This is a genomic window from Fibrobacter sp. UWR3, from assembly GCF_900143055.1.
Lineage (GTDB): Bacteria > Fibrobacterota > Fibrobacteria > Fibrobacterales > Fibrobacteraceae > Fibrobacter.
Genome location: NZ_FRCW01000002.1, coordinates 19,778 through 40,326, shown reverse-complemented (window position 1 = coordinate 40,326; position 20,549 = coordinate 19,778). Strand labels below are relative to the sequence as shown.

At 52.8% G+C, this 20,549-nt stretch carries 21 protein-coding genes; 12 read left to right on the top strand and 9 right to left on the bottom strand.

Annotated elements, in window-relative coordinates:
- Positions 1–103: 103 nt before the first annotated feature.
- Complete coding sequence (locus BUA44_RS02345) at positions 104–1,522, top strand: MATE family efflux transporter (RefSeq protein ID WP_072808856.1); 1,419 nt, start codon at positions 104–106, stop codon at positions 1,520–1,522.
- Here the strand turns inward: BUA44_RS02345 and fliB are convergent.
- From fliB to BUA44_RS02320, 5 genes are all read right to left on the bottom strand, one after another.
- Positions 1,519–2,541 (bottom strand): flagellin lysine-N-methylase, encoded by a 1,023-nt coding sequence (gene fliB, locus BUA44_RS02340; RefSeq protein WP_072808110.1) that lies wholly within the window; start codon positions 2,539–2,541, stop codon positions 1,519–1,521. The genes BUA44_RS02345 and fliB overlap by 4 nt on opposite strands.
- Before the next feature lie 67 nt (positions 2,542–2,608).
- Entirely contained in the window at positions 2,609–3,364 is a 756-nt protein-coding gene (locus BUA44_RS02335) for a fibrobacter succinogenes major paralogous domain-containing protein (RefSeq protein ID WP_072808108.1), read from the bottom strand.
- A gap of 41 nt (positions 3,365–3,405) precedes the next feature.
- Positions 3,406–4,173 carry a prohibitin family protein gene (locus tag BUA44_RS02330; protein WP_072808105.1) on the bottom strand — a complete coding sequence of 256 codons (768 nt, stop codon included), beginning with the start codon at positions 4,171–4,173 and terminating at the stop codon, positions 3,406–3,408.
- 225 nt (positions 4,174–4,398) lie between these two features.
- On the bottom strand, positions 4,399–5,946 hold the full coding sequence (locus BUA44_RS02325; RefSeq protein ID WP_072808102.1) for a DUF2341 domain-containing protein: 1,548 nt from the start codon (positions 5,944–5,946) through the stop codon (positions 4,399–4,401).
- Positions 5,947–5,951: 5 nt separating this feature from the next.
- A complete protein-coding gene (locus tag BUA44_RS02320; RefSeq protein ID WP_072808100.1) occupies positions 5,952–6,773 on the bottom strand; it encodes a TIGR02147 family protein in 822 nt (273 codons plus the stop codon).
- An 88-nt stretch (positions 6,774–6,861) separates the two neighbouring features.
- Between BUA44_RS02320 and BUA44_RS02315 the strand changes: the two genes are divergently transcribed.
- The 7 genes from BUA44_RS02315 to BUA44_RS02285 all read left to right on the top strand — a co-directional run bounded on the left by BUA44_RS02315 (position 6,862) and on the right by BUA44_RS02285 (position 12,810).
- Positions 6,862–7,818, top strand: coding sequence for a tetratricopeptide repeat protein (locus BUA44_RS02315; RefSeq protein ID WP_143151833.1), 957 nt, complete (start codon positions 6,862–6,864; stop codon positions 7,816–7,818).
- Positions 7,818–8,759, top strand: coding sequence for an asparaginase (locus BUA44_RS02310; protein ID WP_072808094.1), 942 nt, complete (start codon positions 7,818–7,820; stop codon positions 8,757–8,759). The genes BUA44_RS02315 and BUA44_RS02310 overlap by 1 nt, the downstream gene beginning before the upstream one ends.
- A 32-nt stretch (positions 8,760–8,791) precedes the next feature.
- Positions 8,792–9,637, top strand: a complete 846-nt coding sequence (locus BUA44_RS02305; RefSeq protein ID WP_143151858.1) for a hypothetical protein — start codon at positions 8,792–8,794, stop codon at positions 9,635–9,637.
- Positions 9,638–9,747: 110 nt separating this feature from the next.
- Entirely contained in the window at positions 9,748–10,599 is an 852-nt protein-coding gene (asd, locus tag BUA44_RS02300) for an archaetidylserine decarboxylase (protein ID WP_072808088.1), read from the top strand.
- A gap of 19 nt (positions 10,600–10,618) precedes the next feature.
- Positions 10,619–11,470, top strand: a complete 852-nt coding sequence (locus tag BUA44_RS02295) for a hypothetical protein (RefSeq protein WP_072808085.1) — start codon at positions 10,619–10,621, stop codon at positions 11,468–11,470.
- A 21-nt stretch (positions 11,471–11,491) separates the two neighbouring features.
- Entirely contained in the window at positions 11,492–12,355 is an 864-nt protein-coding gene (locus BUA44_RS02290; RefSeq protein WP_254794705.1) for a hypothetical protein, read from the top strand.
- 119 nt (positions 12,356–12,474) lie between these two features.
- Positions 12,475–12,810, top strand: coding sequence for a GerW family sporulation protein (locus BUA44_RS02285; protein WP_072808079.1), 336 nt, complete (start codon positions 12,475–12,477; stop codon positions 12,808–12,810).
- Positions 12,811–12,942: 132 nt separating this feature from the next.
- Here the strand turns inward: BUA44_RS02285 and BUA44_RS02280 are convergent, their stop codons facing one another.
- The gene (locus BUA44_RS02280; protein WP_072808076.1) at positions 12,943–13,140 is read right to left on the bottom strand and encodes a hypothetical protein; all 198 of its coding nucleotides are present in this window, start codon (positions 13,138–13,140) and stop codon (positions 12,943–12,945) included.
- Positions 13,141–13,401: 261 nt separating this feature from the next.
- Here BUA44_RS02280 and BUA44_RS15225 point away from each other — a divergent pair, with 261 nt between their 5' ends.
- The gene (locus BUA44_RS15225) at positions 13,402–13,866 is read left to right on the top strand and encodes a hypothetical protein (protein WP_143151832.1); all 465 of its coding nucleotides are present in this window, start codon (positions 13,402–13,404) and stop codon (positions 13,864–13,866) included.
- The gene (locus BUA44_RS02275; protein ID WP_143151831.1) at positions 13,863–14,459 is read left to right on the top strand and encodes a hypothetical protein; all 597 of its coding nucleotides are present in this window, start codon (positions 13,863–13,865) and stop codon (positions 14,457–14,459) included. Before BUA44_RS15225 ends, BUA44_RS02275 begins: the two co-directional genes overlap by 4 nt.
- A gap of 86 nt (positions 14,460–14,545) precedes the next feature.
- Here BUA44_RS02275 and BUA44_RS02270 read toward each other — a convergent pair whose 3' ends face one another.
- The 3 genes from BUA44_RS02270 to BUA44_RS02260 form a co-directional block, all read right to left on the bottom strand.
- The gene (locus BUA44_RS02270; RefSeq protein WP_072808070.1) at positions 14,546–14,923 is read right to left on the bottom strand and encodes a PIN domain-containing protein; all 378 of its coding nucleotides are present in this window, start codon (positions 14,921–14,923) and stop codon (positions 14,546–14,548) included.
- The gene (locus tag BUA44_RS02265; protein WP_072808068.1) at positions 14,913–15,131 is read right to left on the bottom strand and encodes a hypothetical protein; all 219 of its coding nucleotides are present in this window, start codon (positions 15,129–15,131) and stop codon (positions 14,913–14,915) included. The genes BUA44_RS02270 and BUA44_RS02265 overlap by 11 nt, the downstream gene beginning before the upstream one ends.
- A gap of 151 nt (positions 15,132–15,282) precedes the next feature.
- The gene (locus BUA44_RS02260) at positions 15,283–18,030 is read right to left on the bottom strand and encodes a valine--tRNA ligase (protein WP_072808066.1); all 2,748 of its coding nucleotides are present in this window, start codon (positions 18,028–18,030) and stop codon (positions 15,283–15,285) included.
- 372 nt (positions 18,031–18,402) lie between these two features.
- Here BUA44_RS02260 and BUA44_RS02255 point away from each other — a divergent pair, with 372 nt between their 5' ends.
- On the top strand, positions 18,403–19,266 hold the full coding sequence (locus BUA44_RS02255) for a hypothetical protein (RefSeq protein ID WP_072808063.1): 864 nt from the start codon (positions 18,403–18,405) through the stop codon (positions 19,264–19,266).
- Positions 19,267–19,270: 4 nt separating this feature from the next.
- The gene (locus tag BUA44_RS02250) at positions 19,271–20,509 is read left to right on the top strand and encodes an SH3 domain-containing protein (RefSeq protein ID WP_072808061.1); all 1,239 of its coding nucleotides are present in this window, start codon (positions 19,271–19,273) and stop codon (positions 20,507–20,509) included.
- The last annotated feature ends 40 nt before the right edge of the window (positions 20,510–20,549 follow it).

The following is a 20,549-nucleotide window of genomic DNA, read 5'->3' as shown; positions in this document are numbered from 1 at the left end:
CCATAATCTAGTGACAAGAATGTCGCGGATTATTAAGTGTCGGGAGGGTCTTAGGGAGGGCTGATGCCCTCCCTTGTCTTTTTTTCTATATTTGCCGCCCAATATGGTCGATGCGATATTGAACAGGTTCTACAGGCCGTCGAAATTCAAGAAGAACGGGGACGTAAAGGATGTGCTCGTAGTGGCACTTCCGATGCTTTTGTCGATGAGTTTCGATACCATCATGACGTTTATCGACCGCCTGTTTCTTTCGAAGCTCGGCCCCGCCGAAATGAATGCCGCGCTTGGCGCGGGTGCGGTGCAGCTTGCTCTCACGATGTTTTTCACCGGCGCCATCAGCTATACGACTGCGATGGTGGCGCAGCGCCTGGGTGCAAAGCAGCGGGGCGACTGCGCGAAGGTCTTTATGCAGGCGGTGTACCTGTCGCTTGTCTGCGTGCCGCTCCTGTACCTGACTATTCCCGTGGGGCATTTTGCCTTCGGGCTCGAACACCTGCCTGCCGACCAGCTGGAATACCAGAAAACGTATTTCAATATCCTGATGTTCGGTGGGGTCATTACCCTGGTAAGGAACGCGGCTCCCTGCTTCTTTAGCGGCATCGGTGAGACCAAGATTGTGATGAAGGCTGCGTTCGTGGGCATGATTGTGAACGTTGTCTGTAACTTCGTGCTGATATACGGCCTGGGGCCAATCCCCGCGCTGGGTGTCGCGGGTGCCGCGTACGGGACGCTCATCGGGAACCTGGTATCGACCGTCATCCTGTTTGCAAAGTTCTTCGGGCGCGATTGCAGCGAACGGTTCAGCTCCCGCAAGTCTTTTGCATTTAGCGCGCCGCTTACCCGCGAGTTGTTGAAGAAGGGGATCCCCTCGGGTGTCGAGATGTTCCTGAACATGACCGCATTCCAGTTGCTTATCCTCATGTTCCATGCCCTCGGGCCCGAGGCGGCGACAGCATCTTCGGTGATGTTCAACTGGGACATGGTGGCGTACGTGCCCCTGATGGGATTGGAAATTGCGTCTACTAGCCTGGTGGGGCGCTATGTGGGGGCAAGGGATGGCGCTGCCGCAAGCCGCTCCACTTATTCGGGGCTCAAGCTTGGGTGGGGCTACTCGCTCATCATGGGAATTTTCTTCGTGTTCTTGCCGGGCGTATTGACGGATATCTTCAAGCCCGATGTGGCCGAGGCGACTGCGGAAGCGATTGCGATTTTCGATGCGGCGCGCCCCATGAGCATATTCATGCTGCAGATTGCTACGCTCTACATTTTTGTGGAAGTCCTGCTTGTGGTGTATGCGGGGGCGTTGCGCGGCGCGGGCGATACGGTGTGGGTGATGTTTACTTGTGCCATAATGAACTGGTGTGTTGCGGGTGCGCTCTACGTTGCCGCATACGTGTTCCACCTGCCGGCGCATTACGCATGGATTGCCGTCGTTGCCGTGTACGGGACAGCCCCGATAATTTTCTGGATGCGGTGGAAAAGCGGCAAGTGGCGCAGGCACGTGCTGGAAAAGGGCAACTAGCCGTCCAGTTCTTTTTCGATGAGTTCCATGTTCTCCTCGGAGTATTCCAGCTGCCGGGAGAGAATCTTGATGGCGTTGATTTTTACGCGCTGTGCGGTCTGCCCCTCGGGCGCGGCGCTGTTTAATTCTGCGATGCCGTTTATTTCTGATGCTTTGTTTGTTTCGAATGCCGGGATGCCCGCGAGTTCGCGGGTAAAGAACCGGACAGCATTCCAGAAGAAGAGGGCAAAGTTGCGCTTGCCTTCTTCGCGCCCCTCAAAGAGGCATTTGGCGTAGTGACGGTACACGAGGTAGGCGAGGAGGCGTGCACTTTCTGTTTCCGAGAAGTAGCCCTCGTCCTGGAGCCCTGCGGCATTTTCAATACTTTCCTTGATACGAGTAAGCGCTTCGTCCCACGCGGGGCCAAAACTTTCCGTCTTGGCGAGCAATTCATATAGCCCGCGGGCATCGTTCAGCGGGGCGAATGGCTTGTCTCCTGTGTACCCGAAGGCGTCGTATAGCCGGTTGCCAAAAGGCTTGTCGAAATCGGCAAGAGTCCTGAAAATGTATTCCCGCTCGTACAGCACCTCGTTGCATATCTCGCGGTCATCTTCGCTCAGTTCGTCTTCGGGCTCGTCGCTTTCCTCGCTCACGAATGCAAGCGGGCCGTTCCCCGCAAGCAGCAGGCGCGTTGCCTCTTCGCAGCAGAGGCCGAGCCCCCGCTCCATAACGTTGCCGTAGACCTCCACGAATCGCGGGTGCTCGCGACAGATGTCGCACAACGCGCCCTCTCCCAGGTTCGTGTAGATTTCACAGAGGTTCCCGCCGGTAAGGAACGGGCAGCGGTCGTGGGGGAGCAGCTTGAAATGCCCGTCCTCGATGTTCGCGCGCAACTTCTCGCCAAACGTTCCTGCTACTTTGTTGTAAACTTCCTGCGAGTTCCTGTCCACATCGATTTCCCAGCCGACGCAGCATGTGTCGGTACACTGCGAGGCGATGCACTTGAAAGTGTCGTAGAAATCAGGCTTCCGCAGAATCATCTTGAGAGTTCCTGGCGAAGAGGGTAAAAAAATAGCGGGGCTCGGTGCCTCGCTATGGATTGTTGCATTAGGCGTTCTTTACGCATCGGATGGAAACGGCGTCGGACCGGTATACACCCTCGATGTCGATGGAGTTGTCCGTGATGCTCAGGCGGAAGGCGTTCGCCTTGCCGTATTCGTCCTTGCTCCAGAAGCGTGCGCGCCTGCCGAAGTGGTGGTACGTGCCGTTGTTGAAGCGGTAGCCTGCCGGCAGGGCGAAGAACCCGAAGGTATCCTTGCCCGGTTTTTGCCAAGAGCATGCGCTGCGGAACTCGCTGCCGTCCGATTTGGGGTCGATATTGGCAAGGAGTTGTTCCCATTCCTGGTTGCTCGGGATGTGCCAACCTTCCGGCGCGATTCCCTGGAAGTTCTTGTCCTTGATTTTGCTGTGCAGTTCGCTGTCGTTTGCCGTAGACTCTTCGGTGTATTCCGCCGGAATGTTGAGTGCGGTCGCCCACGTGTAGAGGCGGCCGAACTGCTTCACGTTGGATTCCTCGTCGTTCGGGGCGAATGTCCCCTCGGTCTTGAAACGCAGGTTCTCTGCCATCCAGGTCTGTCCGCCAATCTTTACGGTGCGGTAGGTTTCGCCATCGCGGGCATCGGTGAAGGTGCCGTACTTGAACGCCTTCGTGTTTTTCTCGACGCACTTTTCGTACGGAATCTTGTTCTGGGCCTCGGGGGCCTCCTGTTTTGCGGCCCTGCTGACCCTGACGCCTAGACGGTATGCCGAGAAGGCGACAATGACTATGGCGAGGACTACGAAAACGATAAACGATGTACTCATATGGACTCCTGGTGCAGGTTGTCTGTAAATATAACCTTTTTTTATTGCATGTTGATCATCGGGATGACTTTATCGTTCCCGTTTACCTGCGGGAGCTTGCCGTCCCATTTCTCAATCCACTTGAGCATCAGGTATTCCTTGCCATTCTGCTTCTTGAGGGCTTCCATCTGGAGCGCGATGACGGCGGAATCGGCCTTGGCCTTCGCGACGCGCTGCTCGTTCTGGTAGTCCATCTTGATCTTGATGTTCTTTTCCTTGAGGGCTTCCTGCTCCTGTACCTGCTTGGCCTCGATGGCCTCGTTGAATGCGCGGCTGAACTGGAATTCGGTGATGGTGAAGCCGTCAATCACGATATGTGCGCCCGCGGAATCGAGTTTTGCCTTGAGCGCCGCTTCCATGCGGCTGCGGATTTCTTCGCGCTTCTGGAGCATTTCTTCGGGAACGTACTGCGGCGTGATGCCTGTGATGGTTTCCTTGATCTTGGGCTGGAGCACGGTAGATACGTAGCGCGTGCCGTACTTGGAGTAAATCTTGTCGACGTTCAGCGGGTCAACGTGGTAGTTCACGTTCGTGCCTACGTAGACGGTCTGCAGGTCCTTCGAACCGGATTCAATCTTGACGGTTTCGAGCTGCGTGCTGACCGGGATGCGGACGACTTCCTTGGTGATGATGTTGTAGAAGTTGAGGCCGGGTTCGAACGTCTCGCTGTACTTGCCAAACTGGAGAACAACGCCGCGTTCCGTTTCGTCAATCTGTGCGCAACCGAAAAAGACGAGGGCTGTTGCCATAGTGAGGAAAATCTTTTTCATTATCAAAATCCTTTTGAGTGTAGCTCTTTTGAATTTCTCTGCATAATATAATTCTTTGTGCAAAAATGTGGCTGGATTTTTTTGAAATCGCGGTGAATGGGGACTTGAAATCGGCGAATTGCCGCAAATGCACGCTGGAATCGCGCTGGATACGCACTAAATGCTCGCAAAGATGCGGTTCTTGTCTGTATTTTGTTAACTTGTTTGTAGTAAAAGCCGCGAATCTTACTTGAATTCGTCGACGTTTATCCCGTAGGCGCGCACGTTGTCAATCCAGATTTCCGAGCCATTGTAGGCGAAAATCGTGAAGTTCGTTATCTTGTCGCGGGCCGCTTCCCATCCGTGGTAATCGCGCTGGACATAGTCGAAATCTTCAGGCTTGAGCGTGATGCGTTCCCAACTGCTGCTCAACTTGCCCTTGTGCGACGCCTTGTAGTTCAGGCTGTCGAGAAGGTTTTCGAGAATAATCTCGTAGTCGCCGTCCCCGCGGAGCCATACGACCAGCGAATCCATGCGGCCCCAGTCGTGCGTGTGCTGTGCAACGCGGGTCCCGAACACGATGTAGTCTGGATAGTCGGCAGTGTACTCGATATGTGCTACCGTTCCCGGACGCCCCTTGGTATCGGCCTGCAAGAAACTTGCGGGCGAGAGGGTCTTGACCGTCACCGAGTCAGAAAGCGTGTCAACCGTGTGCAACTGCACGTACCAGTCGTACTTCTTGAGCGGGGAGGGCAGGTCGTTTACGATGGCCTTGCTGTCGAAGTTGAAAAATTCTACGGAATTGAGGGCGTACTTGAGCGTGTCGCTGATGGAATCCCACACGTCAGCCTGCTTCTGCGGCTTGGCATACGGGTCGCCCCATTCCAGAGTCCATGTGGCAGATGTATCCTTCTGGCTTTCGAGCCGCACGAAAATAGCCGCGCTCTGGCGAGTGGAATCCCAGAAGTCAACCTGCATCGGCACTTCGTTGCCGTCCTTGTCTAGCAGGTGCACGTCGCTCCCGTCGCCCTTCGCGCTTGCAAAGTCGAAATTCGCGGAGTCGAGCCTGAGGGTCATCACGGAGGGGATGCTCACCGGCTTCATCCAGCTGGAGATAATGTCGCTTGCCGTCACGGACATGGATTGCTTGTTGATTGTTTCGCCCGGGGCGAGGATATGCCCCAGGTCGAGGGTGTCCTTCGCCGGAACCTCGACGGAGGTTTCCGCAATCGTGTCTTGCGTCTGCACGTTCCAGGAGACAATCGAGAGCTTGCCCGTGGGGAGGCCTTCGATGAGGAAGTTCCCGAGCGTGTCGGTCTTGACGACCCTGCCGACACCCGGCACATGTACCCAGGCGTGCGGAGCATTTTCAGGAACGGAAACGGCTCCCATTACGGCGCCCCTTGCGGTAAGTTTCGCGCTCTTGACGGCGAATTCCTTGTTTTCCTTGCTCAGCGTGTACTGGAACGCAATGGCGGAATCGCCTTTTTCAATCTCTATGGTGAACGAGCCTTCGAGGTGGTCCTTGATAAGGATGCTCCCGGCGGAGTCGGTTTCGCCCATGTAGGTATAGGCGCTGTCGGGGACGGGGGTCCCGGCCGTATCGGCGACAAAACTGTTGGGGAGAACCCTGTATGCAGCCCTGGCGGCATCGTTCAGGCGAATAGTAACCGTACCGTCACCGCGTGCGATGGCGTTTTCCGTTTCGGTGGTGCTGCCGGCGGTACCGGAATTGGTGCACGCACAGAACAGCGCGAACGGAGCAAGTACAAATGTTTTATACAAGGCGTTCATGGTTACTATTTCTTCTTGTTGAATGCGACCGGGAATAACGCAAGGTTCATTTGCAGGACGCGTGTCGGCTTGCCGCACTTGTCCACCCGTACCTGCACTTCCTTCCGGAATTCCTGGATCATATTCTTGATATCTTCAAATCCCTTTTGGTCAACTGCCATTGTAAGTGTAGAAATATCTCTGTCCGCAGGGGGTATCGCGTTCAAGGAACGGGCGCCGATTTGCATGACATTTGCTTGGAAATTCCGGATGGCCTGGGCACGTTCCTCGCCCGAAATGTTGATATGGGCGTCGGCAAGCTTCACGAGACCGTTTCCGAGCGGCTGGATAAAGCCGAGGTCCTTCAAGAGGTCTATGCTTTCCTGTACGCTTTCGACGCCGATGTTGGGCTCGAGAGTCTCTGCAATTTCCTGGGCGTTGATTCTGCCCTGGTTGACTTCGATCAGGGCGCGAATGACGGGGGTCCACCAGTCGCTGAGGTACTTTTGTTCCTTCTCTTGCAGGTAATGCTTCTTCACGTCGCGCAGCAGGCTTGCCTTCGCGAGGATTTCTTCGCGGGTCTTTTCGGACTTGGTGCGGGTGGCGGCGAGCAGCAGGTCAAAGTACTGCGCTGCGCGGCCCGTGAGGCCGAGGAGCTTCTTGATGGCGGGGACGCAACGGACGGGCAGGTTCCGCTTCTTTTCCACGACGCAGAACACATGGCTTGCGTTCAAGCCAATGGCAAGCCCGAGCACGCTATAGGAGTACTTGCTGTTACTCTTCTTCTTTTCGAGGTAGAAGTCCCGAATGGCGTCGCGGTAGTCTGTATAATCGTATATAGTTGGCATTGTTCTTGCCCCGTATTTGTAAAAAAATATATAATTTGATATGGGCGGATTCCCGGTTATGAAGAATTATATCGTTATCTTTTTGTCAATGCTTTTGCTCTATGCGGGCTGGCAGTTTTTTGAGGCGCAGAGGGCCGAGAAATTCGAGTTCGAGCGTAGGGAAGCTCTCGTTCGTAATGCCACGGAATGCTTGGAATCGGGGAATTGGGAATGTGCGGAGAAGAGCGTCCGGGACCTTTTGTGTGATGCTCCTCACGATTCGAACCTGCAACTACACCTGGCGGGCATCCTGTACGAGCAGGAAAGGTACGAGGAATGTATTCGCTATATCGACAGTATCGGGGTAAAAACTCCCGATTTTGAGTTCCTGAGAAAAAAGTCAGAGCAGCTCATACGCGAGATGGAGGAACTCGGAATAGAGCGCTCGATGCATTTTCGCGTAGAATTCGAGGGGCACCCTTCGAAAAGCGACGTGATGGAAGCGCTTGCGGTTCTCGAGGTGGCCTATGATTCCCTCTGCCGCCTGTTTGATTTTAGGCCCAAGAACAAGATGAGCCTCGTGCTTTACAGGTCGAACGAATACCAGGGCATGGGGCCTAGACCCGAGTGGGTTGGGGCGGTTTACGACGGAAAGCTCCGCGTCCCCGTGGAAATGATGCGTTACCGCGAAATATACCGTCCTGTTCTTTTTCACGAACTCACGCATTCGTTTGTGCGGGCGATGACACACGCCAAGGTGCCTCTCTGGATTAACGAAGGCATTGCGCAGGTCATCGACGGCTCGCGAACGGGGAATCCGCGCCCAGAAGGTCAGGTTCCCTCGATGAATGCGCTGACGGAGCCGTTCGTGAAGGAGCCCTCCGCCGATGTTGCCGTCCGGCTATATTGGTATTCGCAGAAAATGGTGGAACGCATGCTTGCGAGGAACCCGAGTTTTGTGCATTTCAGGGAATTTGTGCAGAGCATGCGTAAAATGGAAACAGACGATGCTCTCGAAAGTTACTACGGGGTAAAGACGGCGCAACTGCTCGACGAGGTAAGGTGATGGCGAAAAAACGTATTGTGGTACTTGCCACGGGCGGCACGATTGCCGGCGTGGGCGAGGCGGGCAAGGATTCGGGCTACGTGTCGGGCCAGATTTCGGGCGAGGCGCTTGTTGCCTCGGTTCCGGAACTTGCGGAATATGCCGACGTGGTTGCCGAGCAGGTCTGTAACGTGAATTCCGACGACATTACAGACAAAATATGGATTGCGCTTTCCCGGCGCATTGCTGAACTGCAGGAAGATGACACCGTAGACGGGATTGTCGTTACCCACGGGACAGACACGATGGACGAGACCGCGTACTTCGTGAGCCTTACTGTGAGGTGCGAGAAGGCTGTAATCTTTACGGGCTCGATGAAGCCCGCGACGGCGAAGAACCCGGACGGGCCTGCAAACCTGCTCGGGGCGGTGCGCGTGGCGGTGGGTTTCGCCGTCGATGACGACAAGCCGGCCAACAAGGTGTGGGTCTATTTTGCAGGGGAACTCTTCGATGCGCGTGGTGTGCAGAAGTGCAGCGCCAACGCGCTGAACGCCATGGGGGTGGATGCTCCGGGAGTTGGCGCAGTCCTGAACGCCCCTGCCGAAAGGAACTTCTTCGATATCTCGCGCCAGGAAAGCCTCCCGCAGGTGAATATCGTGTACTTTAACGTAGATGCGAACCCGAAGGTGCTCAAGTATGCCGCCTGTGTCTCCAACGGGCTCGTGATTGCGGGTGCGGGCTCGGGCGAATTCAGCCTCTCCTGGGCAGAAGCCCTCAGGGAGATTGATATTCCTGTCGTGATTGCGAGCCGCACGCATCATGGGGTAGTGACGCTCAACGAACGTCTTGCTCCCGGATGCATCTGTGCAGGGACGCTCCCGCCGCAGAAGGCGGCGGTGCTTCTGCGGCTGGCCCTCACGGTGACGCACAAGAATGCGGTCATCCAGAAGTTCTTTGTTTGAATGTGTCGAGATATTTTTTTAGATTGCAGAACGTGAAAGCATTCTTGAAAATTTCCTTCCTGTTCCTTGCCGCATGGCTTGTTTCCTGTGCCGGCCTGCGCGATGATGCCCGCGAGGGCTCTGCGGGCGGGGATTCCGGCATGCGCGACGCTCCGTGCGAGGAATGCGGTGCCCGCGGCGAAATTGAACTCAAGATAAGCGACGAAAAGTCGTACCGGGAATGGAACCGCGAGGCGTATTCCCGCCTGGATTCTTCTGCGGTGGTGGGCGTGCTCCCGACGCTCAGGGTGAAGGCGCTTCAACCCGAAAAGTGCCGCATGTGCCATAGCTTCAGCGCGGACGCCCTTGATTTTGACCTCGCGCGCGTCGAGGATTCCCTGTTCATGAAGGCCTTCCCGAAAATGCGCCGCGAACTGCTATTGCCCGGCATGCGGCTCCCCGAAGCGGACTCCCTTTACATCGATACGCTGTCGGTCAAGTTCCTGAAGAGCGAGTTTGTCGAGGGGAAGGCGCTTTCGAATTTGGAACCGTGGGTTTCCCGTGACGGGGTGGAACAGACGCTGACCCGCGAACTGCCCGCCGCATTCAAGAACTTGCTGAACGATGTCGCCGCCCGGTACGAACTGCGCTACATCACGATGCCCGTAAGTCTTGATGTGGAAATGCTCCCTGACCTGGGCAAGAGCGGCGGATTCACCTGGAAGATTCTCTGGTGCATGTGGGATGCCCGCTATGGTGAACTTGTGTTCCTCGTGTATTCTGAATTTACCGCCGAAACGACAAGCCGTGTCGCTCCCGAAAAGGAATGGGCGTCCCCGTTTGCTTCGCGCCTCTGGAAAATGTTCAGCACCGACGTGAACAAACTGGAAAACCACTAATATAGTTACTGGTTCCTAGTCATTGGCTCTTAGATTAAGATATGGCGCCTTCGGCGCGTTTATAAGAAACTACTGACCATTGACTAATGACTAATTACTAATTTTAAAACATGAATACTCCCTTCTACGTCTTTATGAAACTCCTGCCGAAGAACGCCGCGAGCCGTGCCTTCGGTATTGTCACGCGCCTCCGCATTCCCTTTGTGTCCAAGGCCCTGCGCAACGTTTTTGCCAACTACTACAAGCTGAACATGGAAGAGTCGGAGTATCCGCTTTCCCATTACCGCAACATCGGTGAACTTTTTATCCGCAGGCTCAAGCCCGGTGCGCGCCCGATTGCCGATAGCGAGATTGTCTCTCCGGTCGATGGCGTGCTATCGCAGACAGGCGTGTTCGACGAGAACCAGAAACTCATCCAGGCGAAGGGCAAGTACTACACGCTCAAGGACCTGCTCCGCAACGAGGAAATGGCAAAGCGTTTCGAGGGTGGCGCTTTCGCGACAATCTACCTTGCCCCGTTCAACTACCACCGCATCCATAGTCCCGTGAAGGGTGAACTCGTGGATGCCGCCTACTGCCCGGGCACGCTCTGGCCGGTGAATGTGGGGAGTGTCGAACGCGTGGAAGGGCTCTTCTGCATTAACGAGCGTCTTACGAGCCGTATCCGCCTTGAGGATGGTTCCGAGATTCTCGTGGTGAAGGTGGGGGCTACGAACGTGGGCCGCATCGGTGTCGTTTATAGCGATGAACTGCTTGTGAATGCGGGCAGGCTTCCCAGGGATTGCAAGCGATTTGACTGGGTCCCGAGCACGAAGGTTACCTTCGAGAAGGGCGGTGAACTGGGCCGCTTCGAGATGGGCAGCACCGTGATTCTCGTTGTCGACAAGAAGATCCATGAACGTCACCCGGAACTGTTTACTTCGCGGCTTGGCCAGGCGGTCAAGGTGGGCGAGTCCCTTTAGCGATATTGCGGTGGGGTAGATGGTTTCGGTAAAGCGATTCATGCAGGATGAACCTGCGTTGGTCGATGCAACCCGCAAGTTTATCTGCGGTTTTTCGCACTTGCCCGACCCGGTTGTCGCTGTTGCCTCGCGCGCCCAAAGCAAGACGGCGCAAGTCGCTTGGGTGCTATTCGGGACGGCGATTTACCAGGACAGGGACATTCCCGAAATCATGAGGCTGCTTTCCGCCTTCTACGAAGCCTTCCCGGAAGAAAAACTCTGGACTCTCCCGGTACCTGCGGCGGGGGCGATAAACGATGTGGTCGAACGTACGTTCGAAGGCCGGAACTGGAGCATGTTCGAGCATGTCGCGGGAATCTTCTGGAGCGTGGGTCTGTTTGTGCGGCACCATCCGGACCTGGTTGCCTGGGCGCGCGAACGCTCTCCCGAAGAAATGTGGCGCGACCTCGGTGAAATTTACTTCATGGGGAAGGCGGCCGTCCGCCCGAAGGCCTGTGCCGCGATTTACCGCATCGTGTCGGCAGAACCGCTCGGGCTTGGCGTGCAGTGTCGCATGCCGGAAGGCAGCGCGAGGAAGGCCTTGCATGGGCTCCCCCCGCTTCCCTTGACGATGGGTGCCCGCCGGTTCCTTGCCATGTTCAGCCCCGCCCGCGAAGAAGGGTTTGCCGACCTCGCTCCTGCACAGAAACAGAAACTCATGGATGTGTACGGCAAGGCGCTTTGCCCCGAGGTCCCGTACACGGTGGCTCATTCCCTGCAGTTTTTCCTGGAGGCGGGGGCAGATGATTTTGTCTGTCGCGAGCGCACCAAGCGCTGTGCCAAGTGCCCGCTCTATGAATATTGCGATTATGCCACCCGACGTTCAAGGTAATCAATGCTAAATTTAGGGAGTATGCCGGAACGTTTTTGCCATATTGCGGGGGTTGCCCGCATAGCCGCCACGCTCGCCTTGAGCGCGGTAACGTTCGGGCTGCTCGGGTGTGAAAAGGAACCCGAACCGCCCGTGGACCATACGGCAATTCTCTACAAGGGCGTGCGCCCGATTGAGGTCCGCGAGAACGAAACTCCGGCGGGCGAACATATCGCGGCACTGCAGAAGCGTATCGATATGCGCTACCCCATGATGGTGGGCGATACGCTCGACGTGACGATTCTCGAGTTCAAGAGCGACGTGTACGCGATGGATTACTACATCAACAGCGGGCGCTTCCAGGGTATAACCCCGATTCTCCGCGGGGAACATCTTGAACAAAGTATCCGTTCCGATGCCCGCATATTCATCTTCACGCATGACAGTTTCCGCAGGTACGAACGCATAGACCTGGAAAACTACGTGCGCGGTTTCCCGGGCTATCACGGGGGCTTCCCGCAGGAATTCCTGAGTTTGCCATTCGAGCACCGCGATGCGAACCGCACGTCTATCCAGACGCAGAATTTTCTCGGGCTCAAGTCGTTTTTCCCCGTGCTGGTGCAAAGCTACCGCGATGCGAACCTGCAGTGGAGCGTGGCCCGCAGTTGGGAGCAGGTGGAAGACGATGTCTACCGCCAGTGGGCAGCCCAGTTGAAGCCGGTTACGCCGCAGGGAATCGCACGGGATGTCGAGGTCTCGTACTTTAACGTGGGTGAGGGCGTAAACGGGATGGCGACGCACCTGCCGGGCGGTCGAGTGGTGGTTGTTTGGGGGTACCTCAGCTGGTTTGACCTGGAACGCCGCTTTTTTACCGCAAGCGACCGCGTTTACGAGGCCCGCTATTAATACTTGGTCATTAGTTTTTAGTCAATAGTCATTAGAAAAAAGAAAGTTTGCCCGATTTGATTTAAACTAATGACTAATGACCAGTGACCAATAACCTTTTTATTTGTTATATTAAAATCATGGCTATCGAAAAACTTGCAGAAACTCTTTTGGAAAAGCTCCGTTTCATCACGCAGGCGGAGACTGTTATCGGAAAACCTATCCAGGCCGGTGAATCTACGGTCGTGCCTGTGAGCCGCGTGTCTGTCGGCTTCGGCTTTGGCGGCCACCAGTCCAAGGGTGACACCTCCGCTTCCGGTGGTGGCGCCTCGGTCGAACCGGTAGCGTTCCTCGTCATCAAGGGCGACGACGTGCGCATCATGCCCATCAGCAAGGATAGCTCGCTTGTGTCGAAGGTCATGGACATCGTCCCCGACGTGGTGAACAAGTTCAGCAAGAAGACTGACGCAGAATAGCGCTTTGTCATGCCCGTCCTATCGGCTTGCTCAGGACTGGCTCCGGCGGGCGTCTTTTATATAAAAAAGCCTCGGCGCATGGCCGAGGCTTAAATCTTATTTGATCTTTCGACTCCGCTTTTGCGGCTTTTGTCACTTAAGTTCCTTCAGCGCCGCCTCGTTCTTGGATATAATATCCATCTGCGTTGCGAGCTTGGTGCGTTCGGCGTTCACGACGGCTTCGGGGGCGCCGCTCACGAATTTTTCGTTCGAAAGCTTGCGTTCGATGCTGGCGGCGAATGCCTTGGCCTTCTCGATTTGCACTTCGTGCCAAATGCTTGCCTCGGTCATGGGCAAATAAATTTGCCCGCGCCTCTCGGCTTACGCATTTGTCCTTTTTGAGGCGGGCGATTTCTGCAGCCGGGAAAAATGTAATTCAAGGCGTTCTCCGCACTGCCCGTGCGGGTCGGGCTATATTTTAGGGGCTGCCGCCGTCGCTTCGCTCGTCGCCCGCCTCCTAAAACGGAGTCCTGCTACGCAGGTCTCCGCCCCAAGGGGTCACTATCCCTAACGCAAAAGAACTTCTCAAAAAAGTTATTATTTTAAATCATAATGAAATTTATACTAACAGTTCCTATTGCTTTGTTTTTTACGGCTTGTCCTTATCCAAGCCATTTAATACGTGTTAATGAATCTTTGCCTAAAAATGCCCCTGTTGAAAAAGAAACTATTGTTGCCTATGCTCAAGGAGATTGTTCTAGTGGAGATTGTCCTTTAGAAAATAAAAATGTTCATTGGTATGCTCTGAATTATGATGGAGATACTCGTCAAATAGAGTTTTATCGGTATGGACCAAAGTCTTGTGAACCTAGCAGACTTTGGGGCGACCGTAGTCGTGATAGGTATTTTGTGGTTTGGTACAAAGAGGGCGTTCCGTACCGAACTTTGATGATATCTTGTGACGATTCAACCCGAGTTTTAAAGGCTGTCTTCCTGTCCGGTGATGAATCCAGAGAGGCGTCTGTTTTGAGAACTTCTGATGATGAATTTGCTGACTTGGTGGTTGAGGTAAAATGAGATTTCTTTTTTTACTGTTGGTGTCAATTCTTGTTGCCTGCACGGGTTCGTCCAGTCATGTAACATCGAACTATTCTAGCAAGGTTCCGCAAAGAATTGCTTTGGCGGATACTCTTTTTGTGGTCGTTGGAGAACTGCCAGAAGGGACTTCACCCAAGGATATTCAGATTGTTGCGTATCAGACACGTCTAGACAAAAAAATTGCACCATACCTATTGCAGATGGACTATGGATATGAAAGGAAAAATGGAGAACCAGATTTAAACGAGCCGCATTTTTATTATCGAGTATCTGTTGAAGAATATACACCAGCTGATGAAATTGTTTGGTATAATAAGGGAATTGCTTATCAAACCTTGAAAATTGAATATACGATAAAGCATGGTGAAATTGTTTCCATTCAGGCTCTTTGGAATGGAGAACGAAGACTTTGTATGAACGCTTACTTGGATTTCGATGGAAGGAAGTTTATTCATATGCCAGACTATCGAACGCCAGAGGATGAACGACGACCCTGGGCGATCCGATACGCGATTTTTTACGACGACCCCAAGTGCCGTGAAACTGAAAAATTTAAGGAACCTAGTTATTAAAAAATCCCGCTACATTTTGTGTAGCGTGCCTCGACAGAATTTCGCTTTTACTTAAACGGATTCACGACTTTTATGCCGTTAATCGTTTACCCGTCGTTCAGATCTTCTGAATAAATCGTTGTGCAACCGCATGCCTTTGCGGATGCCAAAATAAGAGAATCCCAAAAGGAAAGCTGAGACGCTTCACTAATGTCTATCGCCGCCAACACATCGTTTACGGTGTTGCTATGGACTGGAATGATGTCGGAGAATTGCTTGACAAATGTTCCGGCATCTTTCTTTGATGCAATCAGTTTCTTGGTTGCTGCGTTATAAAATTCCTGCAAGGTTTGCGTGGAAATAATTGCGTCATCATTTTGGACCAAGGTGGCGATCAAATCTCTGGCGGTGCGTTGCTTGACTTTGTCCTTTTCGTCAACTGAATATATAAGAATGTTTGTATCCAGAAAACAACTAGCGGTCATAAAGCTCCTCGCGTGTCCAGGACTTTCCGGCAGAGTTTAAGTGGAGCTTGTCAGCCAAGTTGAAAAGACTGTCCAAAGAGCCGTTTTTCGTAGTTGCGGTTGCAGGTGCTTTCAGCTTTTCCAAAAGAATGGAAATGACGAAAATCGTCTCTTCGTTAGAAAGGGACGCTGCTCGTTTTGTGAATTCTGCAACCATGGCTTCGGACATAGGAAACCTCCATTTACATTACCAATATATATTTTTTGACAACGATAGTCAATAGACCAATGTGGGGGATAAAAAAGAGGTGTTCCGTTAGGAACACCTCTTTTAAATTGCTTGGGAGATTCCCGCCTTCGCGGGGATGACGAGTGGAGGCTTACTTCAGTTCCTTCAGCGCAGCCTCATTTTTGGATATAATATCCATCTGCGTAGCGAGTTTGGTGCGTTCGGCGTTCACGACTGCTTCGGGGGCGCCGCTCACGAACTTTTCGTTCGAGAGTTTGCGTTCAATCGAAGCGGCGAATGCCTTGGCCTTCTCGATTTCCTTTTCCAAGCGGGCGATTTCTGCAGCCGGGTCGAGGATACCTTCCAGCGGGATGTAGAGTTCGCCACCGGGCACCACGGCGCTAGCGCTGAACTTCGGCTTGGCGGCCTTCACGGCGACGCTCAGGTCAGAGAGACCCGAAAGTTCGGTGATGATTGCCATGCAGTCTTTCACGCTTGCTTCCGTCGCGGCGTCGTCGACGCTTACCACGGCGCTAAGCTTGGTGGCGGGGCTCACGTTGTAGCGGCCACGCACGCCACGCACGCTTTCCACCACGGCGAAAGCCTGGTCAAATGCGGCTTCGATTTTTGCGTCGATGAGAGATTCGTCGGCCTTGGGCCAGGCGCGGCTGATGACCATTTCGCTGCCCTGGAACAGGATGCTGTTCAGTTCTTCGGTAATGAACGGCATCACTGGGTGGAGCAGGTCGAGCACGTTCTTCAGCACGTAGCTGAGAATGGCCATGGCGTTCTTCTTTTCGGCGGTGAGCGTTTCGCTGTTGATCACGGACTTCTTGATTTCCAAGTAGCTGGAGCACACGTCGTCCCACACGAAGCGGTACAGGAACCCGGCGAGCTCGGCGAAGTGGTATTCTTCGAGCATGCGGGTGGCGTCCTTGATGGTCGTCTGCAGGCGGCTCAAAATCCACTTGTCTTCCAGTGCGAACAAGCTCTTGTCCATCGGGAGCTGGTTGTCAAGTGCGCCGGCCTGTTCGAGCTGCGGGTAAAGGAAGCGGCAGGCGTTCCACAGCTTGTTGCTGAAGTTACGGCCGATTTCGAACTTTTCGCTGGTGTTGATTTCGCGGCCGTCCGGCTGCTTTTCCTTCTTCACCGGCAGGCGCACGTCCTGGTTGTCGGTGCAGAGGCTTGCCATCACAAAACGTAGAGCGTCGGTACCGTACTTTTCTTCGATATCCATCGGGTCCACGCCGTTGCCCTTGGACTTGCTCATGGTCTGGCCATTGCCGTCCAGAATCTTCGGGTGGATGTACACCGTGTGGAACGGAACCGTGCCCATGTTTTCCTGGCTAAACAGCACCATGCGGGCGACCCACAGCGTAATGATGTCGCGGCTAGTCACGAGCACGCTGGTGGGGTAGTAGCGCTTGAGCGTGTCGGTGTTTTCCGGCCAGCCCATGGTAGAATGCGGCCAGAGTCCACTGGAGAACCACGTGTCGAGCACGTCTTCTTCCTGCTTGAGTTCGTGACCCGGCACCGCGTCGGGCTTGAGGTCTTCTTCCTGGCTGCACACTAGGTAGCCGCCGTTTTCGGCCTTGTAGAAGTAGATGTCGTCGCGGCCAGCAAATGCGGCCTTCAGTTCGTCTTCGCTAGCGTCCGTGTGCCAGATAGGAATGCGGTGGCCCCACCAGAGCTGACGGCTGATGCACCAGTCGCGCTTTTCAGCGAGCCAGTCCAGATACTTGTTGGCGTAACGTTCGGGGATAATCTTGATCTCGCCCGACTTCACGGCGTTCATCGCGTTTTCGGCGAGCACATCCATCTTCACGAACCACTGGTCGCTGAGGTACGGCTCGATCACAGTTTTGGAACGGTCAGAGTGGCCCACGTCCATTTCGTGGTCTTCCACCTTGATCAAAAGTCCGAGTTCTTCGAGACCTGCCACCACGGCGTCGCGTGCGGCCTGGCCCTTCAGACCTTGAAACTTGCCGGCGTTCTCGTTCAGGCTGCCGTCATCGTTCATGATGTTGATCATCGGGAGCTTGTGGCGCAGGCCCGTCGCATAGTCGTTCGGGTCGTGTGCGGGCGTCACCTTCACGGAACCCGTACCGAAGTCCTTGTCCACGAGGATTGCGTCGGCAATCACCGGAATTTCGCGGTCAACGAAGGGCACCTTGAGCATCTTGCCGATGAACTGCGCGTAGCGTTCGTCGTTGGGGTGCACGGCGAGGGCGGTATCGCCCATGATGGTTTCCGGACGGGTAGTCGAAACGGGGATAAATCCCGAACCGTCGGCCAGGGGGTACTTGAACGTCCAGAAGTGGCCCTTCACGTGTTCGTAATAGATTTCGTCGTCGGCGACGGCGGTCTGGAGCTTGGTATCCCAGTTCACCAGGCGCTTGCCGCGGTAAATCAGGCCCTTCTTGAACAGGTTGAAGAAGGCGTGACGCACGGCCTTTGCGCAGACCGGGTCCAGCGTGAAGCGCTGACGGCTCCAGTCGCAGCTGACGCCCAGGCTCTTGAGCTGTTTGGTGATGCGGGCTTCGTATTCGTCCTTCCATTTCCAGATGCGTTCCACCAATGCGTCGCGGCCGATGTCGTGGCGGGTCTTGTGTTCGTCCTGGAAAAGGCGCTTTTCGACCACGGCCTGCGTGGCGATACCCGCATGGTCCGTACCCGGAATCCACAGCGTGTCGCGGCCCGTCTTACGGCGGTAGCGTACCAAAATGTCCTGGAGCGTATCGTTGAGCGCGTGTCCCAGATGGAGCGCGCCGGTAACGTTCGGGGGCGGAATCACGACCGAGAACGGTTCGCCCTTTCCGCTGGGTGCAAAACTGTTATTCTCAGCCCAGGTCTTATGCCACCGGGCTTCCACATCTTTAGAATTGTAACGAGTTTCCATAGTGGGCACAAATTTAGTAAAAGGCGAGTGCCGCGGCAAAAGTGTGCAAGGCGAGAAAGCGCGAAAAACTTGTTTTTTGCATTTTCGAGCCGTAGCCACGGACGTCGCAGACGTCAAAGCAATTCATTGCTTTGACATGGCCGAGCCGTACTAAATGCGCCCCAAAGGGGCGCCAAGTTAGAAAAAGTCCCCATTTCGTCATTGCGAGCGCAGCGAAGCAATCCAAAGAAGGGTAGGGGAATGCCTTCCCTTGGCTCGCAAAGTTCCTGCTGTTGAAATTATGGGGTAGAATTTAAAATCGTTTGTGAAATTATATACATTATGTTAAATTTTGAGAGGACTTATATGCTTATGATATAACGTGGTACATTGATGGATAAGGCCGAATTTGAAAAATTGAAGGATGAGTTTCGGAAAATGGATTTGAGCGCTGCTTTCAGTAGAGAAGTCTTGAATTACTTGTCCACTAAAAGTGAAAAAGGGGCTTTCCCTCCATATGTTCCCTTTTTAGGAAAATTGTTCGATGAATATGGTGTTCTAGTATATTGTACGGCGCAAAATATTCCGCATAACAACTCTTTAGTAAAACGGTATTCAGATAATTTTGAAAAGTTGAACTGCCGATTGGAATATGGCGATGACTTTAATCGCCATTATGGCGAGACGGATTTTGATATAAGCGATGTAGATATAGCTCCGTTTGAGAATGGAGTTATTCCTGCATTAATTGCCGTTTTTATAATGGCTAAAACAGGAACTAAAATTCCTGCCGAACATATACTCGATTATTGTGGGGTGACGAACTACTACAAATTTTCTCTGCATACTGAGGCTAGGGATATCAATCCCGATGGAAAAATATCTCATTTTAATAATCAAGATCAATATAAATACTGGGCGCTTAATGACAAGCTCGTCCGTCAGGAACTCGGCGCAATAAGTCCAAAGTATGTAATTTCTTTTAATGGCTATAAACTTCGAATGCTGGCGTCTTATTCTATAGAATTTGGCTATACACTCTATTCAGTTAATGATCCGTCTTGGATTTTACGCGGAGCCTCGGGTAAATTGAATACTGATGGTGAATGGGGGATAGAATACCAAAAGTTAGATGAAAATGTTGCTGAATTTATTTCTTCCTATACGCGGATTTTAAAAGATGATTACAAAGGTAAAGTTGATGGGGTGAAAGCGTATTTGGCTCATTATTACAATATCTTTAAACAAGAAGGTTGATTTTATGAAAGTGTTGAAACAGATTTTCGTCATTACAATATTTTTGGTAGTGAACGCAGTGTCTTCGTATCAAGCGACTGTTGTTGCTAACACACTGAATGTTAGAGAAAAACCGACTGCAACTTCAAAGGTTGTTGGAAAGCTTCAAAAAGAGGATGTCGTACAAGTAGAATCTTGTAATAGTGGCTTTTGCAAAATTGAATCCAGGTCAACTTCAGGCTATGTTAGCGAAAAGTTTTTGAATCCCGTTTCCAGCACATCTGCCGATGCGGAAAAATCCTCTAGCGATGGTTGGGGTGTTTTGGTTCTATTCATTGTTCTTGCTCTTGGTGTTACGGAATTGGGCTTGAGAAAGAAAATCGGTTGCATTTCTGCAGCGGGGGCAGTTGTTGCAATATCATGCTTATGGCTTTTATTGGATGTTTTTCATGTTGGGACGGGGTATGCAATACTGGTCATTGCCTTAGCGATACTTGCGATTTTCATGAGAAATAAAAAATTTCTACCAAAGAGATTCTATAAAAATGAATTGTCTGATCGAAATGAAAGTAGTAGAAAACAAAAAGAATCGTTTGGTGATTCGAGAAGAAGTAAGCCATCGAATAGGGAAAAATCAGGAGAATCTATCGTAGATTCTGTAATTAAACTAGCGGGTTTACTAACGCTTGGTACAACCGAAAACGGTTCGGAAAACAGGGAACTCTTATATTGTCAATGGATATCTAGCGAATTAAATCAATGTATATATGAAACCTTTCCAAGGAATACTAGCAGCCGGGATGCAGAAATTGCTCTTCAACATAGATACGGAAAAGGACGTTTGGGACGCTCTATGCGGGCAAAGACGCCGCCCAGCTGGTATGAACTCGGTGGTGAGAATGAGGCCCTGTACTGCCAATGGGTGTCTAGTGAACTAGTAAATCAGCGCTTTTACGGAGCCTTTTCAAGGAATACGAGTAATTGGGTGGCTGAAAAAGCACTAGAACACAAATATGGAAAAGGACATTTGGTTAACTCTGCGCGGGCAAAGACGCCGCCTAGCTGGTATGAACTCAGCAGTGGAAAAGAGGTCCTGTATTGCCAATGGATATCTAGTGAACTAGCTAATCATCGCTTTTACGAAACCTTTCCAAGGAATACGATTAAAAGTAATGCAGAAAAGGTCCTTGAACATATATATGGAAAGGGTCGTTTAGGAAATACAGCCTATGGAAAAATACCTCCTAGTTGGTATGGTTTTTAATTATAATAGATTGTAAAATTTCCTTTCGCCCCTTGCCAAT